The organism is Paraburkholderia silvatlantica (assembly GCF_003096715.1).
GTDB classification, from domain to species: domain Bacteria; phylum Pseudomonadota; class Gammaproteobacteria; order Burkholderiales; family Burkholderiaceae; genus Paraburkholderia; species Paraburkholderia silvatlantica.
In genome coordinates this window covers 1-26,944 of the sequence record NZ_QEOL01000027.1, presented here as the reverse complement: position 1 = coordinate 26,944, position 26,944 = coordinate 1, and the positions used below count along the sequence as shown (strand labels likewise).

The window sequence follows — 26,944 nt, the reverse complement described above, 5'->3', positions numbered from 1 at the left end:
GCTAACCATTCCGCTCGTGTAGAACTGCTTCCCGGCTCATTTCAATGCCTCTAATCACCAGGCTTACCCGCGCATCGGTGGCAGTGCGTTACCCTAGGACGAGACTTCATCGTTGAGCACCTGAACGATTTCCTCTGATTCGGCCCACAGTCGCATGGCGAGCGCGGCGTCTTCTGCATCGGCGCGGGGCTTGTCCTCGTTCGAGTCAGAAAGGTAGCTACCCGCCAAGGGGAGTGCCTTCGCGCTGACCGCCGCGAAAACCGCGGTCGCGGCGCCCTCTCCGACTGACTTGAGAAAAAGCGGGCCGATGGCCGCCAACACCCGCCTGAGCACCGGTCCCAGGTTGCGGGCGAGGTTGGTGGCAACGACGCCGGGGTGTACTGCGTAGGCGGTCTTCCCTGTACCGGTGAAGCGACGCTGCAGCTCTTTGGCGAAGAGCAGATTAGCGAATTTCGACTGGCCGTAAGCCGCCAATGGCTGGTACCCCCTGTCGCCCGAGAGGTTGTCAAACTCGATGCCCCCGACGGGCGCGTATCGATGCCCCTCGCTGCTGAGCATCACTACCCGGCCCTCGTCTTTGAGCTGCTCGAGCAGACCCGTCACAAGCATGAAGTGCCCGATGTGGTTAGTGAAGAATTGCAGCTCGTAGCCGTGCGACTTCTTGAGCTTCGGCAGCATCATGATGCCCGCGTTGCAGATGATGGCGTCGAGCCGGTGGCCGTCTGCCTTGACGGCTGCGACGCACCCTCGTACTGACAAAGGCTCTGAAAGCTCACAGGCGTAGCCGATTGCCCTGCCGGGAAACGTCGTGCAGGCTGCATCGGCCTTCTCCTTTGTACGCGCTGTGCCTAGCACCAAGGCGCCCCGCAGGGCGAGCACTCGACACGTCTCCCGCCCGATTCCCGAGTTGCAGCCCGTCACCAGAATCGATCTGCCTGCGAGCGAGAGTCCCTCGGTGATCTGCTCCGCCGTCGACCCGTAACCAAAGCCGGTCGGCCCGGCTGATTTGAACAATGCAAACAAAGACAAGTGGGTTCTCCTTTTCGACGAGAAGCGTGCCGCGGCTACCCCTTACATCGTCCGGATGTCAGCCTTGCGAGCGTTGAGCATAGGGGTCATCTCACCATCCGCCGCGTGGTTCACTCACACGTCAATGCCTTGCGCGCCCGGCAACCGTGCGACAGTTACCGCGGCCTGCGCCTGCAAGGAATACGCGAGACGGCGGCAAGTGGACTAGTAACGTCAGCGGTCGGGATGGCTTGTCGCGTGCGTCGCTCACTTAACTGGGGTTGAGCATCATTGAGCCACCAATCTACTCATTGCACAATCACAATAATCTGTATGTACTAGTGGTAAAGTGCCATGAATGACAAAACCCGACATCACCGAGCTGGACGCCTTTGCCGAGGTGGCGACGTTGCGTTCCTTTCGGAAGGCAGCAGAAGTTCTCGGGCTCTCGCCATCAACGGTCAGTCACCTGATGCGTCGCCTGGAAGAGCGTATGGGCGTTCGTTTGCTTCATCGCACCACCCGCAGCGTGGCACCTACACAGGCAGGGGAACGCCTTCTCGCCCGTCTGCATCCCGTGCTTGCGGAACTCCGCAGCGCGCTTGGCGAAATCGATCGCTTTCGGGATCAGCCAACGGGCCGCGTCCGCGTCAATGCGCCCGAGCAAGGAGTCCGGCTTTTGCTCCACGACGTCGTACCTGCGTTTCGGAAAAAGTTCCCGGACATCGAACTCGATCTCGTGACCGAGGGGCGACTCGTCGACATCGTCAAGGAAGGCTTCGATGCCGGCGTACGGCTTGGCGGCACCATCCCCCGAGACATGATCGCGGTACAGCTCGGCGGCGAAGCACGTTGTATCGTGGTGGCTTCCCCGAGATACCTAGCGCGGCATAAGAGACCTCAGACCCCGGAAGACCTCAAGTTTCACGAATGCATCCGAATCCGGCTTCCGAACGGGAAGCTCTTTGCATGGGAATTTGAAAAGCGCGGGCGAACGCTTGCGATGGAGGTGCCCGGAACGCTGATCTTGAATCAGGAAGCTCTCGTAATAGACGCTGCGCTCGCGGGGCTTGGCGTCGCCTACGTGTTCGAGAGTTCGGTGCGTGACGCACTGAAGGCGCGACGGCTCGTCAGCGTGCTCGATGATTGGTGCCCCAGCTTCCCGGGCGCATTCCTCTACTACCCAGGTAACCGCAACGTTCCCTCGGCGCTCCGCGCATTCGTCGATGTCGTCAAGATATCGCGTGCGTCTGAGGTGGAAGTGATCAAGCGAAAGATCTCACGGCACTCATCGTCAGCGAATGACTGATGCTGAACCTGGAACGGTCTCCATGCGGCGCCCTGCAGGTCCGGGTCGCCCGACTCACCAGCACCTACTCGACGAGTGCCTGCGCTGCGCTCCACGTTGCGTCGGCAGCGTCGATTGCTTGCCGCAGCTCGGCGTCGGTCAGGTCGGTGTAGTGCGATGCCGTTACAGCCGCCTGGCACAAAATGCTGACGGATACATTCAGCAGGCTGGCAGTTAGCGCTTTCGGCGCTTCGACATGGTAGCGAAGCTCGAAACGGTCCGCATGACGCGCCAACAGTGTTGTGAGTTGGTTATGTGTGAACGAGCAAAAGACGCGGTAGGCCACGTATGTAGACAAGATGTTTGCTATCTTGAATCGCTGGTACACGTCGAGCTTGCCATAGCCCTTCGCTCCCAATTCATCGCGCACCGGTTCCGCAACGGCTTTCCATCTGGCCAATGTTTCCTGCGCGCCCGCGTTGCCCTGCATCTCGGGGTCCGCGGCATATTCAGTGAACAACACGACATCGGCACGCGCGTTGTCGTACCTGATCTGGTCGACGAATGCAGGGTCGCTTACCAGGTTCAGCAGATTCGCATGTACCTCTAGCATTGAGCGCACCATGACTGGTGCGTGGGACGAGAAGCCGCCCTCTATCAAGTGCAGCGTCGCCGCAAACTGCTCGGCAATCGTCAGACACAGCGTTGCAGCGACGCGATGTTCGCCACTATCCTGCACGCGCCCACGTAACAGCAGTCCGTCGATCTGTGCCTTTATATCGTGCGCGGCCACAAGCATTGCGGGTATGTTCGGCGTTGCGTTCCCCCTCTCGCGCGTGACGTATCCATTCGGCGTCGAATATACGCCAAACTTCGGTCATTCGATGAAACTAGTCGACTGCCCCTTGGTGGCCGGTCAGCGTCCCATTGCTAACCGGCCTTCCACGCTAGACCTCAGTCTGTTCCGCCATTTCAAGTGCGTCATCTACCTCGATACCGAGGTAGCGGACCGTACTTTCAAGCTTCGTGTGGCCGCGCAGCAGTTGGACAGCCCGGAGGTTTTTCGTGCGACGGTAGATCAACGACGCCTTGGTCCGGCCCATCGTGTGGGTACCGTAAGCGGAGTCGTCCAGGCCGATTGACGCAATCCACCGATGGACCAGTCGGGCATATTGGCGCGTCGACAGGTGCGGGGAGTCGTGAATTCTGCTTGGGAACAGGAAGTCAGTTGCGTGCAGCCTCGCATGCCCTATCCATGCCGCCACGCTATCGCGGGTCTGTTCGGTGATTTCGAACTGTACCGGCCGTTGCGTCTTCTGCTGCATGATTGTTGCCCGGTTGGCGACGCGTTCCCCGTGACATACGTCCCGCACCCGCAGCTTCGTCAGATCGCATGCGCGAAGCTTGCTGTCGATGGCGAGATTAAACATGGCCAGATCCCGCACGCGGGACGAAAGCTGCAGGCGCACGCGGATTGCCCAAATCTCCTTGAGCTTCAGCGGTGGCTTCTGGCCAGTCAATCTTCCTTTGTTCCACGGCACCCGCGACCGACTGGTGTTGGTTAGTGTGCTCATGACGATCTCCTTTCGATTGAAGGGAGATCTAGTCTGACCGGTGGGCGCTACCCGACCCTAAACCGCCCTTGAAGCACGCACAAAGCCAACGGCGGCTTCTGGAGCGCAACGGCCGCTCGACTAGCCGAGTGACCGCGTGAAGCCGCACGTGAACGTCCGGGCGACGCATCCGGCGAAGGTCCCTGCATGGCCTTACTGCGTCTCACACCGCTTTGACTTGGGCTGGCGGATCTCTAACTAACAGGCCCACTCTACGCGCGATCTAGTCGACGCATTTCGTTGCCCGCTCAACAGGTACCTTATCGTCTGCGTCGCGACCATCAATGCGATGAACCGCAACCCAGCAGGATCGGCCCTTCCAGTCCAAAAATGCGTCGTAATCCTGTCCTGCCTGCGGAGTGAACGTCGCTGCGGGTGGGCTGCATGAGACGTATTCGCTTCCGTATGCCAGCGCCAACGTGAGTGGCTCGTTAGCATCAACAACATACTCCTTGATGAAGTCCTTGAAATAGAGCCCACCTGGGCGCATTCCCTCGCGTGGACTGGGCGGCATTCCAATCGTGACGCTAGTGGATGAATATTTCGCGGCGGCCCAAAAGCCGTCATTCACCCGCACCCGATTGCCCGGATCGGGAAGGGAATATGTGTAGCACGAACTGTTCGTCCAAAAGTTAGCAGCCACGCCAACGCCATTCCCTGCGAGGATACGGACACGTGCCTGGCTGGCCGGATCATAGGGCGGGTTAGCCTGCGTCACATTATGGGCTGGTTGCAGGAACGTGCATGCGGACAGCACTGCTGCGGTGCTGGCCACTGTCGCGACACACTGCATTGACATACGCTTTTCTCCTGTACTCAAGTTCTCGGTCTGCTCTCATAGAAATCCGGCAGGTGGCTGCGAATTCTTGCCATTCGTTGCCACGAGTTCACGATCAACCGTGATGCGATTCAAAATCGACCCGCTTGAGAAGCCCTGTCTTGTCATCAAAATAGAACGTTGCCGTCTTTGTCGTCCCTACGGGCGTGGCAACCACAACAAGGGCAACCGCTGCGCGCCTGACGTAACGATAGGTCCAGATTTCGAAACTCCCGGCAGTCGTCTTCGAATCCGGCGCACCGAGTTTCGACGCCACATCATCTCTTGACGCAACTCCCACTGCAAACTCGCTCTGAAGCGATTGTTGGGAAGCGTCTGCAAGCTTATCGGTACCCTCGCCCGGTCCAAATGACACCGCACATCCGGTAAGAAACGAGGCAAACAACAGCACAAGGAAAAACTTCTTCATAAGTGTTCTCGAAGATTCCGATTTGAAATTAGATCGCCTGCCGCTGGGGGAGCCACGCTTCCACTGGAACCGCGCGTCCGTTGTACAAGATGTCACATACGCGGATCTCGCCGTCCGCCAAAACGGCGGGCCGGGCGGTTACCCGAACACGGGGCGATCCCATCGTTACTACGGCAACTGAATTTGAAACTTGAGAGTCCGACTGGGCGGCCGCTATCAGTTGCGCTACCGACACTCGAATGTCGCGATGGACCTCGCGGCGGATGGCTCATGATGGCCGGTCAGCGACCACTTGCTGACCGGCGTGAAGCGCTACACCTCGGTCTGTTCAGCCATTTCAAGCGCGTCATCGACCTCGATGCCGAGGTATCGGACGGTGCTTTCGAGCTTCATGTGGCCGAGTAGCAACTGGACAGCCCTGAGGTTCTTCGTGCGGCGATAAATCAAAGACGCCTTGGTTCGGCGCATCGTGTGCGTACCGTAGGCAGTGTCGTCAAGGCCGATTGACGCGACCCACCGATGAACCAGCCGGGCATATTGTCGTGTCGACAGTTGCGCAGAGCCGTGAATCCTGCTTTTGAACAGGAAGTCGGTCGCATTCAGCCCGGCATGCCTTATCCACACTTCCACGCTGTCTCGCGTCTGCTCGGTGATCTCGAACTGCACCGGGCGTTGCGTCTTTTGCTGCATGATCGTCGCGCGACTGGCTACGTGCTCCCCATGGCAAATATCGCGCACGCGTAGCTTCGTAAGATCACACGCCCGAAGCTTGCTATCGATGGCAAGATTGAACATTGCCAGATCCCGCACCTGGGACGAAAGCTGCAAACGCACGCGGATCGCCCAGATCTCCTTCAGCTTGAGCGGGGGCTTCTGACCCGTCAATCTTCCTTTGTTCCACGGTACCCGCGACGGACCTGCACCGATTGATGCGTTCATGACAATCTCCTTTCAGATGAAGGGAGATTCAGTCTGTACTTTTGCAATGGGCGCTACCCGACCCCCAGCTGCCGCTCGCACCGTCTGGGCTTCAACGGCAGGTATCAGAGTGATCCGGTCATTCACGCTGGCGTCACAAGGGCGGCTGCTCGGACGGATGGTCGTCGCTCGCTCAATGTCTCTTCAAAGGCTGAGCAGGCGTTAGGACTTCCGCGTCAAGGAATAAGCCAAATGTCTTCGACTGACCCGGTCATTGCATTTCGAATTGACTACTTTCGGCGGGAGAGAGATTCGATTGTCATCGCGGCCTGAGCGAACCTTTAAACTGTAGGCCTCGCAGAATTTTAAGCGTGGCGATGCCCCATAGATCCGACGTTTTCATGGGCATCCAAGAACCGCCCCGATTTGTTGTAATCGGCTCGCACGCACAAGGGACTTCAATGAAAGGCTGGTTTCACGACTGAGATAAACTATGGGCAGGTATTTGTCTCTTCCTTAGGATCATTTTTTTCTGGGCTACCGCTTCCACTCAGTTCGATCGACCAATGAAAACCGTACTACCTGACTTACGCCTGTTGCGCGTATTCATGAGCGTCGTCCAGCATCAGGGCTTCGCCAAAGCCCAATACGAGCTGAATATGTCGACGTCGGCAATCAGCACTTACATGAGTCAATTGGAGACGCAACTCGGCGTCGTACTCTGTCATCGCGGACGGGGCGGCTTCAGTCTCACGCCCAAAGGCGCGGAGTTTCACGTCGAGGCCCAAAGGCTGTTGGGCGAAGTGGACGGCTTCGAACGTTTCGCCGCCGACCTGAAGGGGGAACTGCGCGGCAGCGTGAAAATCGGCATGCTCGACGGTATCGTGACCGATACGAATCTTCCCCTAGATGCCGCCATCGCCGCGTTCGCGACGACGCGACCGGCGGTGCATCTGCATCTGCTGCTCGGCGGATCGAACGAGTTGCAAGTGCACGTGCTGAACAACCGCCTTGATGCGGCGATCAGCACCGTGCAGCCCAAGATGCCCGGGCTCAAGTACCACCCACTCTATCGCGAGAGGCACAATCTCTATTGCGCGGACGTGCATCCGCTGTTCGCTGTCCGGCGCGTGAGCGAACGTGATCTGGAGAATCATCGCTTCGTCGGCCGTGCATCCTGGAATCAGGCGATTCACTCACGGCACGGCATGCGCGAAACGCAGGCGACGGCGAACAGCGTCGAAGGACAGTTGATTTTTATTTTGTCCGGCGCCTATATCGGCTTTTTGCCGGTGCATTTCGTAGAACGTTGGGTCGACGAAGGACGATTGCGCGCCATCGCGCCCGGGACAATGCGCTTCGATCTGTCGTTTGCGTTCATCGAACGTCAGGGCCGGGCCGACGAACCGCTCACGAAGGAATTCCACGACCTGCTTCGCGCGCGCATCGGCGCGCGAAGCTGATCTAGTCCGACGCGCCCTGCACCTTCAGGCCCTCCGAGCATTCGCCCTCGATCCAGGTGCCTTTCCAGAAGGACTGCGGATTCTGCGTCAGCGTGTTCCATGCGCCTAGTCGCGGCGCGCCAATTGTCTCGCCTGCGACCCTCGTTTTGAGTTCGGCTTTTGCTGCATCGACCAGTCGCGGATCGTCGAGCAGCCTAATTGCCGCCAGTGCAATCGCCTTCGATGCCATGTGGGGTCCCGCGCGGCCCGCCGAGTGACCTGACAACGCCGTCCACGCCCAGTGATGAATCGGGACCTGCTTCGGGTACGCCCAGTTCACACGGCCAAGCGGTATGTGCCAGCTTGCTTCGCCATCGTCCTGGCTGTAGTAATCCTGACCATCATCGTAGAGCCGGATCTCTTCATCGAGTTCGAAGGCCTGCCCCGGCGCGCTTTGCTGCGCGAGTTGCTCCATCCACGCCTGATCGTCTTGCGACCACGCGGGCGGTCCGACATCGTTCAGGCATTCATAAAGCACGGCCGCGAGCGCGTCGTTCGCGAGATAGCCGCGACATGTCGAGATTGGGAGATGGCGCCATTCGAGTCCCGACTGCTCGGCGATCGTCCGGCATGTTTCGATGACTACGTCGTACACTTCGAGCGCGCGCGCCATATCCAGATGACGAATCGAAAAGTAAAGCCTAACGTCATCCGGCACGACGCCAGCAATCTTCATGTCGCCGCGAATGATGTGCTTGATCGGCGTATCGGCGAAGCGCTTGGCTAAGTCGCGCAGCGCGAACAAGGCTTCTTCCGCTCCGGCGAGCGCGTTCACCTTGCCCGTGTAGCCGCCATGACTGCTTTGACCGGCGAACACGAATTCGCCCGTGGCCATGGCCTGACAAGGCCGCGATATCGCGCCGTTCTGATAGTCACCGTGTGAGGTGAGCAAGACGTCGCAGTTGTCGAAGGCGCCCTTCACGAACAACGCAACCTTGCCCCATAGCAACTCCTCCGCGGGGCATCCGACCACCTTGATCTCACCGCCGAGCCCGAGCGCCTGCGCGCTTCGCGCCGCCGCGATCGCCGCGCCCGTATTCGCGGGTCCGATGTGATTGTGACCGCACGCGTGCCCCGCTTCCGATGGAGGCTCGCTGCGCGTATGGCATGCGCAATTGCCGAGGCCGGGCAGCGCGTCGTATTCCGCGAGAATGCCGATGCACGGTCCCTCGCCAGTCCTCTTCCTTGCGACGAACGCGGTGAGTATGCCAAACACGGCGCGCTCGACTTCGAAGCCTTCACTTTCGAGCCAGTCCGCAAGTGCCGCGGACGCGCCGAATTCCATGCATGGCAGTTCGGGATTGCTCCAGAGTTGCGCAAATCCTGCGTCGATGCGGGGACGGATCGCCTCCCAATGAGTCTCGACGTCTTTGAGTTCAATGCTTGTCATAGTCATGCCGGTGCGTCGATATGCGCGCGTCATTACGCGCTGTTGCTGAATGCCGCGCGAGCGGCGCCCGGCGCTTCTAATGCGCCAATGCCGATAAAGCGCCTGACGCGTTCCGCGTCGGGATGCGTTCGAATGACGTCGGGCGACGCCTGCAAGCGCACTTCCCCGTTCTCCATGAACGCGATGCGGCCCGATATCGACATCGCGAAGTTCATCTCGTGTGTGACGATCACCATGGTCATATGCTCACGCGCGAGTCCGGAGATGACCTGGAGCACGTCGTCGACGAGTTCGGGGTCGAGCGCGGAAGTCGGTTCGTCAAAGAGCATGACGTCCGGCTCCATCGCGAGCGCGCGGGCAATCGCAACGCGCTGCTGCTGCCCGCCTGACAGCTGATGTGGATACTTGTTCGCATGCGCGAGCAACCCCACCTTGTCGAGCAACCCGAGGCCCATGTTGCGCAATTCATCACGCGAGCCGCGCCGATGGTAGTGCGGCGCCATTAGCACGTTGTCGAGAATGGTCCGGTGTGGAAACAGGTTAAAGCCCTGAAACACCATGCCGATTCGACTGCGTCCCTGCCACACGCGCTCCGAATCCGGCCGCGCCGACGCATCGAGACAAGGTTTGCCGAACAGGTCGATCTCGCCCGCATCAAGCGTCTCGAGACCGTTGATCGTGCGGATGAGCGAGGTCTTTCCCGACCCGGACGGCCCGATGATCGACAGCACTTCGCCTACGGCCACGTCGAGATCGACGCCTTTTAGCACTTCGTGCTTGCCGTAGCGCTTATAAATGCCCTTAAGCGAAAGCGCCGACTCGCCTCTGCTGCGCGCTATGCTCGCGCTCCTTTCGACGAGGCCGCTGCGCAGGCCGGCCATATCATCGGCGGACAAGGTCTCGGGACGACGGCGCGTAAGATCGAGCCTGAATTCGAGGCGCTTGAGCAGCCAGCCGAACACCGTCACGATCATCACGTAGTACACGCCGATGGCGAACAGCGTTTCGAGAACGAGAAAGTTCTGCGAATAAAGACGTTGCCCGACCATCAACAGTTCCGTAAGCGAGATCACCGAAGCGAGCGAAGTCAGCTTCACGCAGGTGATGAACTCGTTGACGAGTGTGGGCAGCGAAATCCAGAACGCCTGCGGAATCACGACGAGCCGTTGCAGACCGAATCGACGCAAACCGAGCGCCGTCGCCGCTTCAAGTTGTCCCCGACCTACCGACAGAAGCCCGCCGCGATGAATCTCCGCCATATAGGCCGCTTCGGTGGCGACCAGCGATACGAAAGCGGAGAAAAACGGATGCGATAACGCCGGTCCCGTCCCAGGAAACAGCTGCGGCAGGTTGAACACGAACACCATCACGACCAGGAGCGGCACGCTCCGGAAGAACCATACATAGGTGCCCGCTATCTTGCGCAGCCACGCTTTCGACGACAGCTTAGCGAGCGCGATGGGATACCCCACGACCATACTGACGAACCATGCCAGCACACCCAATTCGATGACGGTCAGGCAGGCTTCCCAGAACATGCGTTCGAGAAAGAGAGAAAAGAAATACGAAAAATCGAACTGCATGATCGCCTCGATTCGCTATCAACGAACGCCGTCTTCGGCTCAGGGAAGCTGCGAAGGCGGCAACAGGCTGTACTTCGCAAGAATCTTGTCGAACTCGCCGCTCTTCTTGAGCTTGTCGAGCGCAGTCGTGAGGCTTGCGTTGAGCTCCGCGTTGTTCTTCTTCGTATAGATGCCGAGCAACACAGGATTAATGAGTTGCGGCGACGACACCACGACGCGTCCCGACGACTTCGCCGCGAGCGCGTGCGCGGCGGGCGCGACTTCGAGCTGCGACTGCACGTTGTTCGACATCAGCGCCTGAAACGCTTCCGGTGCGGACGGGAACGAGCTGACACCGATCTCGCCTTTGCCGTTCGGCTTGCAATACGAGTCCGACACGCCCGCGAGCGTCGACGCCCACACGTTGCCCTGTTCGACGCCGACCTTCATGCCGCACAAGTCCTGCAACGTGGCGGGCTTCTTCGCGGCGACGGAAGGCGCGAGGATCGCGCCGCCCGTCGTCGCATAGGCGATGGCGTTCGCCTGCGCGGTGCGCTCGGGCTTGATGAACATCGCGGAAATTACGGCGTCGAAGTGGCCCGCGTTCAGGCCAAGAATCAAATTCGGAAAGTGCGTATCGACGAATTCCACCTTGACGCCCATTGCTCTCGCGAGAGCACGCGCTAGGTCTGCGTCGGCGCCCACGACGTCCTTGCCAGAGTACGACTCGAACGGCGGATACGTGATCTCCATGCCGATCTTCAGCACGTTCGGCGTGACGGTGACGCCGGTGGCCGAAGACCGCTCGTCGGCATGAGCGGCGGTCGCGCAGAACAGTGCGAGGGCGAAACCCGCAACGCGCATCAGTTTCATCTGTATTCCTCGGGCGTTAGTTGGATCGAAATTCAATAACGCCATAATGGACGTGCGCGATGAACGGAAGAATCTCGGTCATAAAAAGCTTTAGTTCAACAATTCTTGAAGTAACGGGACACTGGTTGTTTGTATCCAGAAGCGGAGCCGGTCAGATCGCGCCCGGATCTGGTGCGTACATTCGCCAACAAGCGGCACGATTTGAACGGACTGCGCCGGATGCTGCTGTGAATGCTGGTCTTGCGAATAGAACATTCGCGCGGATTCGCTGCTGAGGGATAAGCGCTCGTCGCGGCTCAACTTTGAATGCGCGATAGAATGCGTCCCCGCACGGTCATCGCATTCCTGTGCAACGCTCGTAGGTCCGCAGGTAACCCTAGAGCAGCCGTTCGAGCGTCCGCGCAAGAACGTCGGCGAGTGTCAGAAACTGGCCGCATGTCGACTCATGCGATTCGTATGGGATGGCTCCGCCTCCTAGCACCCCGACCGGCAGAGTGCGACCTATTTCGTTGAAAAACACCCCTGAGAGTCGGATTGTTCGCTATCCTGGATTCATCAATCGACGGGAGTGCATCGTCATGATGGGTCAGCGAAGCGGCGATCAGGAGCAGCTGTTTTACGCGTTCAATCTTGATGATCATGTTCCGAAAGGTCATCTGTTACGCGGCATAGATCACTTCTTCGATTCCGGAGATCTCCGCAAGCACATGGCGTCGTTCTACAGTCATACGGGGCGCCCTTCGATCGATCCAGAGTTGATGATTCGCATGCTGATCGTCGGATACTGCTTCGGCATCCGCTCCGAACGGCGCCTGTGCGAAGAGGTCCATCTGAATCTGGCGTATCGCTGGTTTTGCCGCCTCGGCCTTGAAGATGCGGTTCCCGATCACTCAACGTTTTCAAAGAATCGCCATGGCCGGTTTCGCGACAGCGATATGCTGCGCCATGTATTCGAATCGGTTTTGCGTCGCTGCATGAGCGAAGGCCTCGTAGGTGGTGAAGGGTTCGCGATCGACACCAGTGTCATCAAAGCCGACGCCAATCGCACTCGAGGCATCGCCGGGACTGAAGCAATCGACTGGAGTCGTGGCGAAGGGCCCAGCCGTGCGGTGCGTGAGTATCTGGCGACGCTCGACGCGAACGACACCGACACCCAGGCCCTGGAGCCATCGCAGGAACCCGCTACGCAACCAAAGAACATTTCGCTAACTGATCCTGCAGCACGTTGGACAGCTGCGCCCGGTGGCCCGGCGTTCTATGCCTACTCGACCAACTACCTGATTGACCTGCAGGCGGGAATCATCGTGGATGTCGAGGCCACACCCGCATATCGCACACAGGAAGTGGACTCGACCAGGACCATGATTGATCGGGTCGAGCAGCGCTTCCATCTCAAGCCTCAACGTCTGGTAGGTGACACGGCATATGGCACAGCGTCGATGCTTGCCTGGATGATCAATGACAAGGCGATCGAGCCGCATGTTCCGGTGTGGGAGAAAGGGACGCGTAGCGACGAAACCTTCGCGAACAGCGATTTCCAGTGGCTCGAGCAAAGCAACGAGTATCGCTGCCCGGCTGGACATGCGCTGCGCAGCGAACGACGTCCATTCAAGAATCCGCGCACGCACATCACCAAGGCCAACACGGTCGTCTACAGATCAAGCCAGTTGGACTGCGCTGGGTGTTCACTGAAGGATCGATGCTGTCCAAACACACCAATGCGGAAGATAGCCCGAAGCGTCCATGAATCAGCACGGGATAAGGCGAGGGCTATTGCGAAAACACCGGCATACAGGCAGTCACGCAAGGACCGCAAAAAGGTTGAGATTCTGTTTGCTCACCTCAAACGCGTCATGAAGCTCGATCGTCTCCGACTACGAGGTCCATCAGGTGCCCATGACGAGTTCTTGTTGGCTGCAACGGCGCAGAATCTGAGGCGAATGGCGAAGTGGTTGATGCCAAAGCAGCAGGAAGTGGCAGCGGTGGCCGCTTGATATGCATCACCGGGCGGCGCCCGGCAGCAGCGCGATCGGAAAGAGCGTCGAGCGCGTCGATCGCATGTCCAAACGTGACCGCGTCCGCGCGCGAAAACACAGTTTTTCAACGAAATAGACCCTCGGCGTACCTTCACCGTTCTCTAGCCAAGGTCCGCTTCAGAGCCAATCGCGGCCCCTGTTGCGAGTTCAAATCCAGAAGCAGTAACGCTTTCACATCGCTTGGGTATTGCCTATGCCGTCGAGGAAGAGGTCCACCAGGTGGGCAACGCGCGATTTCGACGAGCCGCCTTGCTCGATGGCAAGAGAGATCGCCGTGACCATACAAACGAGATCGTCGAAAGAAACGTCCTTGCGAACAGTCCCCGTCTTCTGGGCACGCTGGAGCAGTCGGCGTCCCTCTTCACGTCCGGCGTGACAGCCAGGCGTATCTGCCTGGAGTACCGTTCCCAGCAACGCCGCTAGCCCGCGATAGTGACTCGCGTGGTTCACGAGTTCTTTGACGAAGGCGCGTATGGAAGCGCTCGGTTCGAGCTTTTCATCTCGTGCCCGGCTCGCCTTGGCGAGTGCCAGGAGGCGCTCGTCGCTCGCCGCCGCGAGGAGCGCATCGCGCGTCGGGAAGCGACGATAGAGCGTGCCGATACCCACCTTGGCACGCCTGGCTATATCGTCGAGCGAAGCCTCAGCGCCACGTTCGAGAAACACTTCTTCCGCCGCTTCGAGGATGCGTTCCCGGTTGCGGGCTGCGTCGGCACGCAGCGGCGCTTCGTCGGTCGCGGGAAGCTTGCTCTTCATTTTGCCTCAACTCCTCTTGAAAAGTGGATGATGCCTCCATATACTAAGTGGAGCAACACTCCACTTAAACAGAGGCAAATATGACAAAGCGATTCGAAAACAAGATCGTGGCAATCACCGGCGGTACTGAAGGCATTGGTTTGGCAACTGCCCGGCTATTCGCGAACGAAGGTGCGCGGGTCTACGTAACGGGTCGCAGGCAGGATCGACTTGACGAAGCAGTGGGGGAAATCGGCAACGGCGCCGTTGGCGTTCAGGGGGATGCCAGTAACCTCGCCGACCTTGACCAACTCTACGATCGCATCCGGCGCGATTACGGCAGGCTCGATGTTGTTTTTGCAAACGCTGGGGTCTCTGAAATCGAACCGCGACCGCTGGGAACGATTACTGAGGACAGCTTTGACCGACTCTTCGGCCTGAACGTGCGTGGTCTGCTCTTCACCGTGCAGAAAGCCTTGCCGCTACTGTCGTCAGGCGGCGCGGTCGTCCTTAACGGCTCGGTTGCAGGCAGCAAAGGCATTCCGGGCCAGTCGCTTTACAACGCGAGCAAGGCGGCAGTGCGCTCGTTCGCACGAAGCTGGACCAGCGACCTGAAGGAGCGAGGCATCCGTGTCAATGTGGTCTCGCCGAGTGGAACAGAGACGCGCCCGATGCGTAGCTACCTCGACGCGCGTCCGGGAGTCGAAGACGTGTTGAAGCAGCTTGTGCCGATGGGGCGCCTGGGGCAACCGGAAGAGATCGCGCGTGCCGTGCTTTTCCTGGCATCAAACGAAAGTAGCTACGTCGCGGGCGTCGAACTCTTCGTCGACGGGGGATCACTCGCCGTTTGAGCGCCAAAGCACCGTTGCGTCGCTCACGCCAGACGTACGCCGATTTCTGCAGTGACTGGGCTACGGTATATACGTCCGTTTGTTGGCGTCCTGCGGACGCTCGAGTCAGGAGACGATAGTCAGGCTCTGGCCGAACCCGGAAGCAGGAGACCGGCCGCCCGGCCTCCTGCGGCCCCGAAGTCTCGAACTGCCGTAGCCGACCCGTTCGAGCCATTCGGATGCGATGTAGATACGTCCGCTGTTAGCTCCGATTGAGACACCACGTGCCGGCTCTTCGTCGTTCCTCCGCTAACGGCCAGCGTCCAACCTATCGCAACGAACTCGGGTTCGACGGGAGATGCTCAAACGGGTGGCGCATGTCACAACATGCAACTTCCCGCCCGCTTGGTCAGCTCACCCGTAAGGCTACAATGGGTCGTCAATCGCCCGCGAGCCCGGAATGTCAACCCAAACACCTGAACCTCAAGACCGAGAGCCGGAGCTAGAACGTCTGCTCGACAGCGTCCTTGAAAAGATAGACTCGACTCGTTATCCGAATATCGAGATTCCGTTCCTTGGCGCACTGCGAAGTGAGGATAGAAACGTTTGGTGGGGTGCAGTTACTCAACTTCAAGAGCTCACAGCTGGCATTAAGGATGCCATCCTCCGAGACAGCCGATTTCCCGGTGAGCATGTGAGAATGATGCACAGCGGGTTAGGTGGCGGGTCCGGGTTTTATCCAAACTTTGTCGACCAACTCCTTGTTCGCCGTGCTGCTCAATTGGGGTCAGCTGATAAGGCGATTCAGTGGCTCCAAAAGGTCTTAACCACTTCGGACGCAACAGGCCGATTGATCTTGACGTTGTGGGGAGTTCCCGTTGAGAGTGAGATTCAACTGACGGACGATGTAAAGATTGTTCCGGTGGAAAGGCTTCCTGAAAGCGAGCAAAAACGAATCGTGATCGACCACGCGTTCGGAGTTGGGGGAAGGATGCCCACGTCCGCACTCGATTTCGCGGCTCCCAAATCTGCTCTTGTGATAGAGCGACAAGTCGCGCCGCTTACCTACGATGGTTCCGCGACGCCGCACCACGATGACTACATATCGACGCACGAGCTTCTACGCGAAATCGCCCTCGTTCTCACCATAGTCGGCCCAAGGGTCTCGCTACCTGCAATGCTTTGGTTTACTTTTGACGACTCCGATTTCAATGTGTGGCCTAGCAGCATGAACTCGCTGATGGAGATTATGCCCACGCAATTCGGAAATAACGCAAACCTCGATCCGGACGAAGCGCCGGAGATGGTGAGGGCATACCTCGCGTTGCCGGCAGGCACACGTCAACATGTACGGGTCGCGATCGAACGAATTAGTCAAGCGCAGCGCCGTCGAAGCGTCGGCGATCGCGCAGTTGAGTTAGCCACCGCGCTCGAAGCTCTGGTGGGGGACGGAGCTAACAACGAGATGACTCACAAGGTCAAAGTCCGCACGGTTCGATTGGTAGGCGGCTCGCGTGACGAACGTATTATCAATGCGGCCATCATCAACAAGACCTACTCGATTCGAAGCAAACTCGTTCACACGGGGCGGATTGACGAAAATGCTACTGCTGCAATCGCGGGCTCACACTTCACGGTGTCGCAGATCGTCGATCGAGGTCTGTCGTTGTGCGTCCAACTGACAAAAAAGATCATCATGCGGGGTGAAATTCCGGACTGGTCGCTCTTTGATATTACAGAGCAGCCGGGCTACTCGGCCGATGGCTGAACGTTATCAAACTATCTGCTTTCTGCGATGAGCCTGGAGAAATCGCTGCGAAATCCCTGCCGCAGACGCGACGTGTGCGTCCACAAACGCATTTCCAACGGACCTTGACGGAAGATTGGCGACAGTCCGCTGCTGGCCGAGGCCGTGTAAAAACGTGCGGAACGGCCGGTTGGTGAAGTCCTGTCGGGAGCACGATTGCGTTGGACCGAGACGCAAGCGGATGAAGTGATCGAGCTTTGCCGGTGAACAACGTCGGCGCGCGAGTTCACGCGCCTGCCAGCTTCATTGCGCGCATCGTCTTTGCGAACCCGAGAATCCTTATGACGCGCTTGAGGTTGTATGCCAGTACATGCAAACTCATTTCGGCCGCGACATGGCCCAAACGGCGCGTCTGGAAGTGGGTCGAACCCATCCAGTGCTTGAGTGTGCCGAACACATGTTCGACCGTTCGGCGTCGTATCGTCATGGCGTCGAGCTGGCGATCCAGCCTTGACTGCATTGTCTCGAGCACCGCTTCGTGTTCCCATCGTCGGATACGCCGGTAATCAGCCGGTGTGCACTGGCTTTTCATCGGGCACTTTGGGCAAGCGCTGCTCCAGTAGGTACGCAGGGTCATCGGATTTTCGCGCTCGACCGAACTGAATCGGTAAATCGCCCGTTGGCCCGCCGGACACAGGTACTGGTCATCCTTTGCGATTTAGATGAAGTCGGCCCGGTCGAATCGTCCGTCAGCCTTTGCACTGGAGGTTTGCATTTTCGGCACCAGCGCCGCGATACCCGCGTCATCGCACGCCTTGATCTCCGGGGCACTGAAGTACCCACGATCGGCCAGTGCCTTGATCGTCTTCTTGCCCATGGCATCGCGGGCGGCCTTGGCCATCGGGCTCAACTGCGTCCGATCGTTGCCGATGTTCGTCACTTCATGGGTCACGATGAGGTGATGCTTCGTGTCGACAGCCACCTGAACGTTGTAGCCCACCACGCCTGTACCCTTGGCTTGCGACATCATCGAACGTGAGTCGGGATCAGTTAGCGAGACCTGTTTTCCCGGTAAATCATTCAACAGTTCTGCGGCACGATCCAGATCGCGCATCTGTTCGCGCAGCGTTTCAATCTTTTCCCGTAGCCGTTCGGTTTTTGCTTCTACCTCAGCCGGTTGTGTTCGGTCGGCGGTCTCCAGTGCATCCAGATAGCGCTGAATGCTTTGCTCGATCTGTTCCTGACGCTTTGCAATCTTGTTGGGTGTGAAGTTGTTATCGCGGCTGTTGACCGCCTTGAACTTGCTGCCGTCGATGGCAACGACAGCTTGCGTGAAGAGTTTCAGGTCACGGCATATCACTACGAAGCGCCGACATACGTTGCGAATGCCGGGACCATTGCTGCGCCTGAACTCGGCAATCGTCTTGAAGTCTGGCGCGAGGCGACCAGTCAGCCACATCAGTTCGACATTGCGTTGACACTCCCGCTCCAGTCGTCGGCTTGATTGCACGCGATTGAGGTAGCCGTAAATGTAGATTTTGAGCAGAACGGCTGGATGGTAAGACGGTCGGCCTGTAATCGCGGGCGTGGCCCCGTCAAATCCCAGGGAGGCCAGTTCGAGTTCGTCTACAAATGCGTCGACTATCCGGACGGGATTGTCTTCGGCGATGAAGTCTTCGAGACATTCCGGCAGCAGCGTTGCCTGATTGCGGTCCGCACCTTCGACAAATCGCCCCATCTCCGCCTCTCGCGCTAACAGGTTGATTCAGTCTAGGTGATCGGCCGGGTTTTGACACGGCCTCGGCCGCACGAAGACAGGACGCCTCTGGGTTTACGTTCGCGATGATCGCAACAGCGCCTCGATTGAGGCGCCGGCGGTCTGGTTCGCGTACACGGCTGACCGGCGCGGCGAGCATCCGCAGCAGCATCTGGCCGACTTCACCGGCGTGCTGCAGGCTGATGCCTTCGCTGGCTACGCGGAGCTATATCGCGGCGAGCGCATCCAGGAAGCTGCCTGTATGGCGCACGCGCGCCGAAAGATGCACGACCTGCACGCGGTGCGTCCCAATGCGGTGACGGAGGAGGCGCTGCGCCGTATCGGCGCGCTCTACAGGATTGAGGAGCAGATCCGCGGCAAGCCGCCTGACGAACGCCAGCGCGTGCGTCAGGCACAAGCGGTGCCGCTGCTCGACGACATGAAACGCTGGTTCGAGGCCACGCTCACCACACTCTCGGCGAAGTCCGACACGACCAAAGCGATTCGCTATGCGCTCAATCGCTGGCCGGCGCTCGTCTACTACTGCGCAGACGGACGGGCGGAGATCGACAACCTGATCGCCGAGCGCGCGCTGCGCGGAGTTGCTCTCGGTCGCCGCAACTTCATGTTCGCAGGCTCCGATGCGGGAGGCGAGCGGGCTGCCGCAATGTACAGTCTGATCGGTACTGCACGTCTGAACGGCCTCGATCCCGAGGCCTACTTGCACTACCTCATCGAGCGTATTGCGGATCACCCAGTCAACCGCATCGACGAGCTGCTGCCGTGGAATGTCGCGCAGCATCTGCCCGCCGCTGCAAAGACAGCGCCCATTCGGTAAACACCTCCATCGCGTTTGTCAACAACCTCGGCTACGGCCTCGCTTGAACGCTTACCGTCATCTCCTAGTAGCCACGATTGCGCTCACTTGCTGCCCAGTAGGCAGGTACATACGAACAGTCGCAGTCGCCCAGACCGGCAGCGCTGATATCGTTCAGAACTGAGAGCGTTTGTGACGCCAAGGGCAACAGAAGCCCACGCTCTTCGCCTTCTGCCAGCATGGTTCGAAGGTCCTTGCACATGGCGTCGATGGCGAAGGTGGCCGCGACATGCTGGTCGCCGGCCAACGTCGCGGCGACCGCCGCCGCCTTGACCTTCAAGACATTCGGCGCGCCGGCGGTTTCAGAAAACAACTGCACGAGCCAGGCGGGATCCTTGCCGAGCCCACGCACCAGCGCCAGCGCCTCCCCGAAGCTCTGCCAAAACACCAACAGCGGCAGATTGATGGCCAACTTGGTCAGGGCACCGCTACCGACCGCCCCCATCCGTTCAATCCGGCGACAGAGCATCTGCAGCACCGGGCGTGCACGCTCCAGATCGCCGATCTCGCCCCCGACCAGTCCCAGAAGTTGGCCCGAACGAGCTGGCCCGGTGGTGCCTCCGACCGGGCACTCGATGAAGGCCGCGCCCCCGCGCCTGGCTGCCTCGAAAAACAAAGTCTGCGTGGCCGGACTCAGCGTACTCATTTCGATGAAGAGTTTGCCGCACCCCGCGGCGAGCAGCCCCTCGTCTCCGCAGTACACGGCCACCGCGGCACTATCGTCGAACAAGGACGTGATGATGATGTCGCTGCGTTCGCAGAGCGCGTGCAGCGTATCTGCGATCGGAAGCCCGCTCGCTTCGGCCTTTTCGCGGGAGCGGTTCCAGACAGTGACCTCCTCGCCCATCTCGTGAAGACGCGCTGCCATGGCAGCGCCCATCTTTCCTAGTCCTGCTATTCCAATACGCATAATCCATCCTTCTTGAGTTAAATTGACTTAAACAGTGGAATGAGCGGCACGTGATCGATCAGAGGGCCGGCGCATGCGGGTCCGACGCACGCAATGCGGCCAGATTGGCGAATTCGCCGAAGATGCCCCAATTGGTCTCAGGGATTTCGTGGATGACGAGATAGACCGGGATGCGCCCGGCACTGCCGGAATGGCGCCCCAGGATCTGCGTCGCGCCTCGGATCAGCTTCAGTTTTGCCTCGTCATCGAGGCCGCCCTGGATGACGTAGATCTGTGCGCTGATGATCTTCGCCGTAGCCGGCCCCTCGCCCATGAACACGGCATCGCCGGAGTATGTGTTGAAGTAAATCCAGACCGTGCTCTTCACGAAGGCCGACTGGGGCAGGCTCTCACACTCCAGCGCAAAGGGTGTCAGTTCGGCGGCAACCCGTCTGCGCGCCGCGACATCGAAGGTGCCTTCCGGTGCATGGATGATGATCTTGGGCATTTTCCGAATCTCCAATCAGAGGTAGCAGGTGCCGCGGCATGACTGCCGCGGCACCAAGCCACCGAATAACGCTGCAGTTTTCAGCGGACGATGCGAGGTCAGATGGCCTGACCGCCCGAGACCTCGATGCGCTGACCGGTGATCCAGCGGTTGTCCGGTCCCAGCAGGCTGGCGATCATCGGGCCGATGTCATCGGGCACACCGACCCGTCCCAGCGCGGTCATGCCGGCGAACTGCTTGTTGAGATCGGGCATATCGCGCACCGCGCCGCCCAGGAAGTCGGTTTCGATCGCGCCAGGGGCCACGGTGTTGACGGTGATGCCGCGGCTGCCGAGTTCCTTGGCCATGCACACGCTGAGAATCTCGACTGCACCCTTGGCCGTGGCATAGGCCGAGAACCCGGGGGCGGTCACGCGAGTCAGTCCCGTGGACAGGTTGACGATGCGGCCGCCATCAGCGAGCAGGGGCAGCAGCGCTTGGGTGAGGAAGAAGACGCCTTTGACGTGGACGTTGATCAGCGCATCGAACTGCGCTACGGTCGTCTCGGCGAAGGAGGCCATCTCGCCGTGGCCGGCGTTGTTGACCAGGTGGTCGAACGTATCGCGCCCCCAGACATCTTTCAGCGCAGCGCCGACGTTCTGTGTGAAACGTGCGAACGTCGATACGTCGCTGGCGTCCAACTGCAGGGCGACGGCCTTGCGGCCCATGGCTTCGATCTGACTGACGACCTTGCGGGCTTCGGCTTCGCCACTGCGGTAGGTCAGGATCACGTCGCCGCCGTGGCTGGCGATGCTCAATGCGGTATTGCGGCCGAGGCCACGGCTGGCGCCGGTGATAAGCGAAATGGTGGACATATAGGGCTCCTGTGAAGTGGTGTCGATGTGACAGGAACAGTATCTGGCCGAGTCCTACGCGCTTGTTGCTGGTTCCTCGGGTCTTTTTGCCTATTCCTCTGGCCGACACGGGCCGTGTTTGGGCACAAAAAAAACACCTCCGCGCCTGGCGCGGCGGTGTCTTCAACGCCGAAGGCAATCGCGTGTCTTTCAGCCGTGTGCGAGCACGCGATCAACCATCTCGGGCGCTGCGCCGAGGTAGTGCGTTGGGTCGGTCAGCGTCCGCAGCCGCTCCAATCCCAGCGGAACGGCGACCTCCTTCATTCTGGACAGCACCTCGAACAGCGACTGATCGGCTTCGATAGCGCGGCGGCAGCCGACGTACACCAGGTCGTGCGCAGTCTGCCTGCCGGTTATCGGCGCCAGCGCCATCATCACAGCTTCCGCGACGATGAGACCACGCGAGGCACTGAGGTTCGAACGCATCCGCCCGGCATGAACTTCAAGGCCCCCAAGCATGAAGGTGGCCTGTGCGAGCGCACCCGATGTCAACGCGAAGCTCTCGGGAACAGCCGCCCATTCGAGGTGCCAGGGCCCGGTCGCTCGCTCGAAATCGTGGACCATCGCATCCAGCATGAGCCCGGCGTGCTGTCGCACCATCGTGGCAGCCGCGAGGATCAACTCGCACGAGACCGGGTTGCGCTTCTGAGGCATCGTGCTGGAAGCGCCACGGTGGCGGACGAAAGGCTCCGACACCTCCCCGAATTCGGTGGAGGCCATGATCGAAATGTCGAAAGCAATCTTGGCGAGGCTGCCGCTGATGAGCGCCAGTAGCTGGACGGCTTCAGCCATGCCGTCGCGCATCGAATGCCAGGTGATCGGCGGCACGTCGAGTCCGAGGACGCGCGCTAACTCCGCCTGGACATCAAGCCCCTTCGAGCCAAGCGACGCGAGGGTGCCGGCGGCGCCCGAGAACTCGACGACAAGCACTCGAGGACGCAGTTGGAGAAGCCGCTCGCGATGCCGCCTGAACGCGCTCAGCCATACTGCCGCCTTGTACCCGAAGGTCACCGGCAAGGCATGCTGCAGATGCGTGCGCCCTGCCATCGGCGTATCGCGATAGGTTTCAGCCAGACGGCGTAGAGCCTCGATCGTCTCACCGAGCCTTCGATCGATCAGCTCCAGCGCGGTTCGGACCTGGAGCACGGTCGCCGTGTCCATGATGTCCTGGGTGGTGGCGCCCCAGTGGAGATAGCGCCCACCTTCTCCAGCGGCGTCAGCGAGCTGCTCGACGATGGGCAGAATGGGATAGCCGACAACCTCGGTCTCACGCTGCAGGCGATCTGCGTTCAGGAAGGGTTTCTCGGCAGCGGAAGCGATCTCAAGCGCTGCCTTTTCTGGAATGACGCCTATCCGAGCTTGCGCTCTTGCAAGTGCGACCTCGGTCTCGATGCAGCGCCGAACGAATGAGTCACTGGCAAACAGTTCGCGCATTTCGTCATCGACGAAGCTGCGACCGAACAGCGGTGAATCCACAAGCGAAAGCGCACTCATACTCTCGCTCCTGAATCGCGCTGCAGGTGCCGGCCCATGAGGGTGCGAGTGCAACGGGTTTCCTGAAGGATCGTGGCCACGACAGCGACGAGCGCGGCCAGACCCAAGGCACCGGAAACCAGCATAGCTACGGCTGCCACTGGTGACGCGACACTCTGGATCTGAGACAGCACTGACCAGACGAGAGCGAGTACGCAGGCGACCCCGAAAAGGCATGCACCAGCCACAAGGAAGTCGAGTTCGCGCGGTTGCGGTTGAAGTCGCTTCTCCGAAAGGCGCACCACTGCGCTCGGGTCCGAGTACAGCCGCGCGAGCTTCCCGTCCTCCTCAGCCAGCGACGTCTGGAAAGTCCGCCACTGATCCACGGCATGGCCGTATCGCATGTTGGCGCCGTTCTGGAGAATCGCACGGGCATTGGCGAGGATTGCGGGACCGCCCACAAAGGTGAGCGGGATGAGCGAATGATCGAGCATGGTCACGCACCAGCGCCTATTGGAGGTTGACGTGCTTGGTGATGGTGTACGGGTCGAGGATCTCGATGCCGCCTTCGGTATCGATTCCACTTTCCTTCCAACCACCGAGCGGGGCTTCGGGCTGATGCGTGAGGCCGCCGTTCACGCCGACGACGCCATAGTGCAGCGCGTCGATAAGGCGGCGCTGCCGCTCGCCATCGTGCGTGAACACATAGGATGAGAGTCCGAACTCCAGCCCGTTGGCTTCGGCTAGCATCGCGGCCTCGTCGGAGAAGGGAAGGATCGGCGCCACCGGCCCGAACGGCTCCTCGTGCAGGATCGCGGCTTCGGCGGGCACGTTGGTCAGGACGGTCGGCGCGTAGAAATAGCCTTGATTTCCGACCTTGTGGCCACCGGCGAGGATGGTCGTGCCGCGCTGGCGCGCATCCTCGACAAGCCGGTCGATCGCCTCGACGCGACGCTCATTGGCGAGCGGCCCCATTTCGGTCTCGGGGTCCATGCCGTCACCGACCTTCCACGCCCGCGCCAGCTCGGCGAAGCGCGCGGTGAAGCGATCGGCAATGCTCGCCTCGACGAAGAAGCGCGACGGGCAGAGGCAGATCTGGCCAGCGTTCATGAACTTCGCCTTGGCCAGCAATTCGGCGGTCGCTTCGGGATCGACGTCACCGCAGACGATGACCGGCGCGTGGCCGCCGAGTTCCATCGTTACCGGCTTCATGGCCGCGCCGGCGGCAGCGGCGAGCCGCTTGCCGATCGGGATTGAGCCGGTGAAGGTGATTTTCGCGACCGAGGGAGACTCGATCAACTGGGTCGAGACACGGTTTGCATCGCCGAAGATGACGGCGACGGCGGCGGGATGCACACCGGCGGCGACCAACGCCTTGGCCAACTCGAGCACCGAACCCGGGGTCTCCTGGGAGGGCTTGCAGATGATCGGGCAGCCGGCGGCCAGCGCGCCCGCGAACTTCTTGGCGGCGAGCGCCATCGAGAAGTTCCAGGGCGTGAAAGCCGCGACGATGCCGATCGGGTGCGGCTGGATCTCGATGTGCTGGCCAGGCCGGCGGCCGGGGACGATCCGACCAGCGATGCGCCGGGCCTGCTCGCCGCCCCATTCGAGGAAGTCGGCTGAGCGGTCGATCTCGATATGTGCTTCGGCGAGCGGCTTGCCCTGCTCGCGGGTAATCACCTCAGCGATGCGGTCGATGTCCGCGCGCAGGCGGGCCGCAGCGTCCTTCAGGATACGGCCGCGCTCCCATGGCGGAACCGCGCTCCAGGAGCGCAATCCTTGCTCGGCGAGGTGGACGACCTCCTCGATATCGGTCGGCGAGGCGTACGCGACCTTGCCGATGGCGAGCCCGGTCGCGGGGTTGATGACATCGACGGACTGGCCCTCGGAGCCTTCACGGCAAACGCCGTGGATGAAAAGTTGAAATTTGCTGGTCATGGCAAGAAATCCTGTTTGGGCGACGAGCTCGCGTGAGCGGATCAGGCGGAGAGCGCCGCGACAAACGCCTCGGTGAAGGCAGGAATGTCGGTGGGCATACGGCTCGTGATGAGGTTGCCGTCGACCACCACTTCCTTGTCCTCGACCGTCGCGCCGGCATTCTTGAGGTCGGTCCGGATCGAATACCATCCGGTCACCTTGCGACCGCGCAGCACGTCGGCTTCGACCAGCAGCCAGGGGCCGTGGCAGATCGCGGCGACAGGCTTGCCGGCAGTGTTGAACGCCCGGATGACCTCGATGGCATGTCCGTCCAGACGAAGCTTGTCCGGATTGACGACGCCGCCCGGGAGAAGGAGCGCGTCATAGTCGGCGACATCGACGTTTGCGATCAGCATGTCCGGCGTGATGGTCTCGCTGGAATCGGGGGAGTGGCCCGTTTCGAAGTTGTAGACGGTGCCGCGAATGGGGGCTGCGCCCGGCGAGGCCAGGGTCACGCGAACACCCGCATCGAGCAGAGACTGGCGCGGGCTGTAGAGTTCCGAATCTTCGAATCCATCGGTCGACATAATCAGAACACGGGTCTTGCGAGTCATGGTGCGTTTCCTGGAGAGATGAGGACGGGGCGGAATGCCCAGGTCCGGTGTACGATCACTTTCGTCCCGAATGAACCGTGGGAGTTGCCGGAACCTCGAATCTTCTTGCCTGATCCTCTGGCAACCGATTGCGTACCCGCCCGACCAGGATTACCCATCTATACATGGCTGAAACTCTGCTCACCGCCGTCCGCCGCTATGCGGATATCCATTCGGACGCGCAAGGCATCGCGAGCACCCCGATCGCGGGGTTAACGACGATTCGCGCCGGCACGCCTAGCGAATTGCAATACGACATCTCGCGCCCGCTGATCGCGCTCGTAGTGCAAGGCAGCAAGCGCGTGATGATGGGCAGCCGCACGTTTGATTTCGGCGCAGGCGACTCCCTGCTCATCACCGCCGATGTGCCCACGGTCAGTCAGATCACACGGGCCAACGCGAGCGTGCCGTATTACTCGCTGGTTTTTGATTTAGACCCTGCCGTGATCGAGGCACTCGCGCTTGAAATGGATATTGCGCAGGAAGAGATTGGCGCCCCGGTGCGAGTCGAACCAACCGAAGCCGAGGTTGCCGACGCGGCACTACGCTTGATGCACCTGCTCGACCGCCCTGCGGCGATTCCGGTGCTGAAAGCGCAAGTGATCCGGGAAATGCATTTCTGGCTTCTTGCCGGCTGCCATGGCCCAGCGATCCGCAATCTGGGCATAGTCGAAGGCAACGCCCAGCGTGTCGCTCGTGCCGTCGCCATCATTCGGTCTGAATACGCGCAGCAGTTGCGGGTCGAGCGCCTGGCCGAGGCCGCGGGCATGAGCCCCTCCACGTTTCACCAGCACTTCCGCGCCGTCACCACGCTGTCGCCCCTACAGTTCCAGAAGCAATTGCGTCTGATCGAAGCGCGACGGATGATGTTGTCAGAGGGCACCTCGGCCAGCATGGCTGCCTATGCTGTGGGCTACGAGAGCGTGCCGCAGTTCACGCGCGAGTACAGTCGTATGTTCGGTGCCCCGCCGGTGCGCGACATCAAGGTCTCCAAGACAAAGGTCTACGCTTCGGCTTGAACTTGGGCATAAGGCGGTAAGAGCGACAAACCAGAATTAAGGAGTGGATGTTGCCTAGTACCACTGCGTCATCGGCTTCCTCATCCCTGCGGAAGGGAACAACCTCCTGAAACTCACACTTAGAGTGGCTAACACAACCTGGACATGAAGCCATGAAGGCCATATCCTGGGGGCATGGCCAGACGAAAAATCAGTAACGAGCTATGGGCGGCA

Annotated in this window: 23 protein-coding genes and 2 pseudogenes; 7 read left to right on the top strand and 18 right to left on the bottom strand. The window is 60.2% G+C overall.

The features are described from left to right. Positions 1–93: 93 nt before the first annotated feature. On the bottom strand, positions 94–1,029 hold the full coding sequence (locus C7411_RS29280) for an SDR family NAD(P)-dependent oxidoreductase (RefSeq protein WP_110387484.1): 936 nt from the start codon (positions 1,027–1,029) through the stop codon (positions 94–96). A 337-nt stretch (positions 1,030–1,366) separates the two neighbouring features. Between C7411_RS29280 and C7411_RS29275 the strand changes: the two genes are divergently transcribed. Continuing rightward, positions 1,367–2,317 (top strand): LysR family transcriptional regulator, encoded by a 951-nt coding sequence (locus C7411_RS29275; protein ID WP_110387483.1) that lies wholly within the window; start codon positions 1,367–1,369, stop codon positions 2,315–2,317. 64 nt (positions 2,318–2,381) lie between these two features. Here the strand turns inward: C7411_RS29275 and C7411_RS29270 are convergent, their stop codons facing one another. From C7411_RS29270 to C7411_RS29250, 5 genes are all read right to left on the bottom strand, one after another. Then, on the bottom strand, positions 2,382–3,095 hold the full coding sequence (locus tag C7411_RS29270) for a DUF5677 domain-containing protein (RefSeq protein WP_110387482.1): 714 nt from the start codon (positions 3,093–3,095) through the stop codon (positions 2,382–2,384). Positions 3,096–3,243: 148 nt separating this feature from the next. Continuing rightward, a complete protein-coding gene (locus C7411_RS29265; protein WP_110387481.1) occupies positions 3,244–3,870 on the bottom strand; it encodes a tyrosine-type recombinase/integrase in 627 nt (208 codons plus the stop codon). A 262-nt stretch (positions 3,871–4,132) separates the two neighbouring features. Beyond that, complete coding sequence (locus tag C7411_RS37140; protein WP_133253714.1) at positions 4,133–4,708, bottom strand: hypothetical protein; 576 nt, start codon at positions 4,706–4,708, stop codon at positions 4,133–4,135. A gap of 94 nt (positions 4,709–4,802) precedes the next feature. Continuing rightward, positions 4,803–5,156: a putative periplasmic lipoprotein gene (locus tag C7411_RS29255; RefSeq protein WP_110387479.1), complete on the bottom strand. Its 354-nt coding sequence runs from the start codon at positions 5,154–5,156 to the stop codon at positions 4,803–4,805. 312 nt (positions 5,157–5,468) lie between these two features. Then, the gene (locus C7411_RS29250) at positions 5,469–6,095 is read right to left on the bottom strand and encodes a tyrosine-type recombinase/integrase (RefSeq protein WP_110387478.1); all 627 of its coding nucleotides are present in this window, start codon (positions 6,093–6,095) and stop codon (positions 5,469–5,471) included. Between the two features lie 545 nt (positions 6,096–6,640). Between C7411_RS29250 and C7411_RS29245 the strand changes: the two genes are divergently transcribed. After that, a complete protein-coding gene (locus C7411_RS29245; protein WP_110387477.1) occupies positions 6,641–7,537 on the top strand; it encodes a LysR family transcriptional regulator in 897 nt (298 codons plus the stop codon). A 1-nt stretch (position 7,538) separates the two neighbouring features. Here C7411_RS29245 and C7411_RS29240 read toward each other — a convergent pair whose 3' ends face one another. From C7411_RS29240 to C7411_RS29230, 3 genes are read right to left on the bottom strand one after another with little or no spacing between them, the layout of a single operon-like run. After that, complete coding sequence (locus tag C7411_RS29240) at positions 7,539–8,972, bottom strand: zinc-binding metallopeptidase family protein (RefSeq protein ID WP_207786573.1); 1,434 nt, start codon at positions 8,970–8,972, stop codon at positions 7,539–7,541. Between the two features lie 26 nt (positions 8,973–8,998). Next, positions 8,999–10,549 carry an amino acid ABC transporter permease/ATP-binding protein gene (locus C7411_RS29235; RefSeq protein ID WP_110387476.1) on the bottom strand — a complete coding sequence of 517 codons (1,551 nt, stop codon included), beginning with the start codon at positions 10,547–10,549 and terminating at the stop codon, positions 8,999–9,001. Between the two features lie 39 nt (positions 10,550–10,588). Continuing rightward, on the bottom strand, positions 10,589–11,401 hold the full coding sequence (locus C7411_RS29230; RefSeq protein WP_110387475.1) for a transporter substrate-binding domain-containing protein: 813 nt from the start codon (positions 11,399–11,401) through the stop codon (positions 10,589–10,591). Between the two features lie 578 nt (positions 11,402–11,979). Here C7411_RS29230 and C7411_RS29225 point away from each other — a divergent pair. Further along, entirely contained in the window at positions 11,980–13,395 is a 1,416-nt protein-coding gene (locus C7411_RS29225; RefSeq protein WP_110387474.1) for an IS1182 family transposase, read from the top strand. 213 nt (positions 13,396–13,608) lie between these two features. Here C7411_RS29225 and C7411_RS29220 read toward each other — a convergent pair whose 3' ends face one another. After that, positions 13,609–14,190 (bottom strand): TetR/AcrR family transcriptional regulator, encoded by a 582-nt coding sequence (locus tag C7411_RS29220; protein ID WP_110387473.1) that lies wholly within the window; start codon positions 14,188–14,190, stop codon positions 13,609–13,611. An 80-nt stretch (positions 14,191–14,270) separates the two neighbouring features. On the opposite strand from C7411_RS29220, the gene C7411_RS29215 reads away from it, so the two are divergent. Both C7411_RS29215 and C7411_RS29210 read left to right on the top strand, forming a co-directional pair. After that, a complete protein-coding gene (locus C7411_RS29215) occupies positions 14,271–15,020 on the top strand; it encodes a glucose 1-dehydrogenase (protein WP_110387472.1) in 750 nt (249 codons plus the stop codon). 439 nt (positions 15,021–15,459) lie between these two features. Continuing rightward, positions 15,460–16,767, top strand: a complete 1,308-nt coding sequence (locus C7411_RS29210) for a HEPN domain-containing protein (RefSeq protein WP_110387471.1) — start codon at positions 15,460–15,462, stop codon at positions 16,765–16,767. 265 nt (positions 16,768–17,032) lie between these two features. On the opposite strand, the pseudogene C7411_RS29205 reads toward C7411_RS29210, so the two are convergent. Further along, positions 17,033–18,484, bottom strand: a pseudogene (locus tag C7411_RS29205) (IS1182 family transposase). Between the two features lie 58 nt (positions 18,485–18,542). On the opposite strand from C7411_RS29205, the pseudogene tnpC reads away from it, so the two are divergent. Next, positions 18,543–19,340: pseudogene (tnpC, locus tag C7411_RS29200) on the top strand (IS66 family transposase); the annotation flags it as partial. Between the two features lie 64 nt (positions 19,341–19,404). On the opposite strand, the gene C7411_RS29195 reads toward tnpC, so the two are convergent. The 7 genes from C7411_RS29195 to C7411_RS29165 form a co-directional block, all read right to left on the bottom strand. After that, positions 19,405–20,289 (bottom strand): NAD(P)-dependent oxidoreductase, encoded by an 885-nt coding sequence (locus tag C7411_RS29195; RefSeq protein ID WP_110387470.1) that lies wholly within the window; start codon positions 20,287–20,289, stop codon positions 19,405–19,407. Positions 20,290–20,347: 58 nt separating this feature from the next. Then, positions 20,348–20,776, bottom strand: a complete 429-nt coding sequence (locus tag C7411_RS29190) for a tautomerase family protein (protein ID WP_110387469.1) — start codon at positions 20,774–20,776, stop codon at positions 20,348–20,350. A 98-nt stretch (positions 20,777–20,874) separates the two neighbouring features. Further along, complete coding sequence (locus tag C7411_RS29185) at positions 20,875–21,630, bottom strand: SDR family NAD(P)-dependent oxidoreductase (RefSeq protein ID WP_110387468.1); 756 nt, start codon at positions 21,628–21,630, stop codon at positions 20,875–20,877. A gap of 189 nt (positions 21,631–21,819) precedes the next feature. Next, positions 21,820–23,163, bottom strand: a complete 1,344-nt coding sequence (locus tag C7411_RS29180; RefSeq protein WP_110387467.1) for a class-II fumarase/aspartase family protein — start codon at positions 23,161–23,163, stop codon at positions 21,820–21,822. After that, the gene (locus C7411_RS29175) at positions 23,160–23,636 is read right to left on the bottom strand and encodes a hypothetical protein (protein WP_110387466.1); all 477 of its coding nucleotides are present in this window, start codon (positions 23,634–23,636) and stop codon (positions 23,160–23,162) included. The genes C7411_RS29180 and C7411_RS29175 overlap by 4 nt, the downstream gene beginning before the upstream one ends. 16 nt (positions 23,637–23,652) lie before the next feature. Next, positions 23,653–25,080: an NAD-dependent succinate-semialdehyde dehydrogenase gene (locus C7411_RS29170; RefSeq protein ID WP_110387465.1), complete on the bottom strand. Its 1,428-nt coding sequence runs from the start codon at positions 25,078–25,080 to the stop codon at positions 23,653–23,655. Between the two features lie 41 nt (positions 25,081–25,121). After that, positions 25,122–25,673, bottom strand: a complete 552-nt coding sequence (locus C7411_RS29165) for a type 1 glutamine amidotransferase domain-containing protein (RefSeq protein WP_110387464.1) — start codon at positions 25,671–25,673, stop codon at positions 25,122–25,124. A gap of 164 nt (positions 25,674–25,837) precedes the next feature. Between C7411_RS29165 and C7411_RS29160 the strand changes: the two genes are divergently transcribed. Then, a complete protein-coding gene (locus C7411_RS29160; protein WP_110387463.1) occupies positions 25,838–26,731 on the top strand; it encodes an AraC family transcriptional regulator in 894 nt (297 codons plus the stop codon). Positions 26,732–26,944 lie beyond the last annotated feature (213 nt).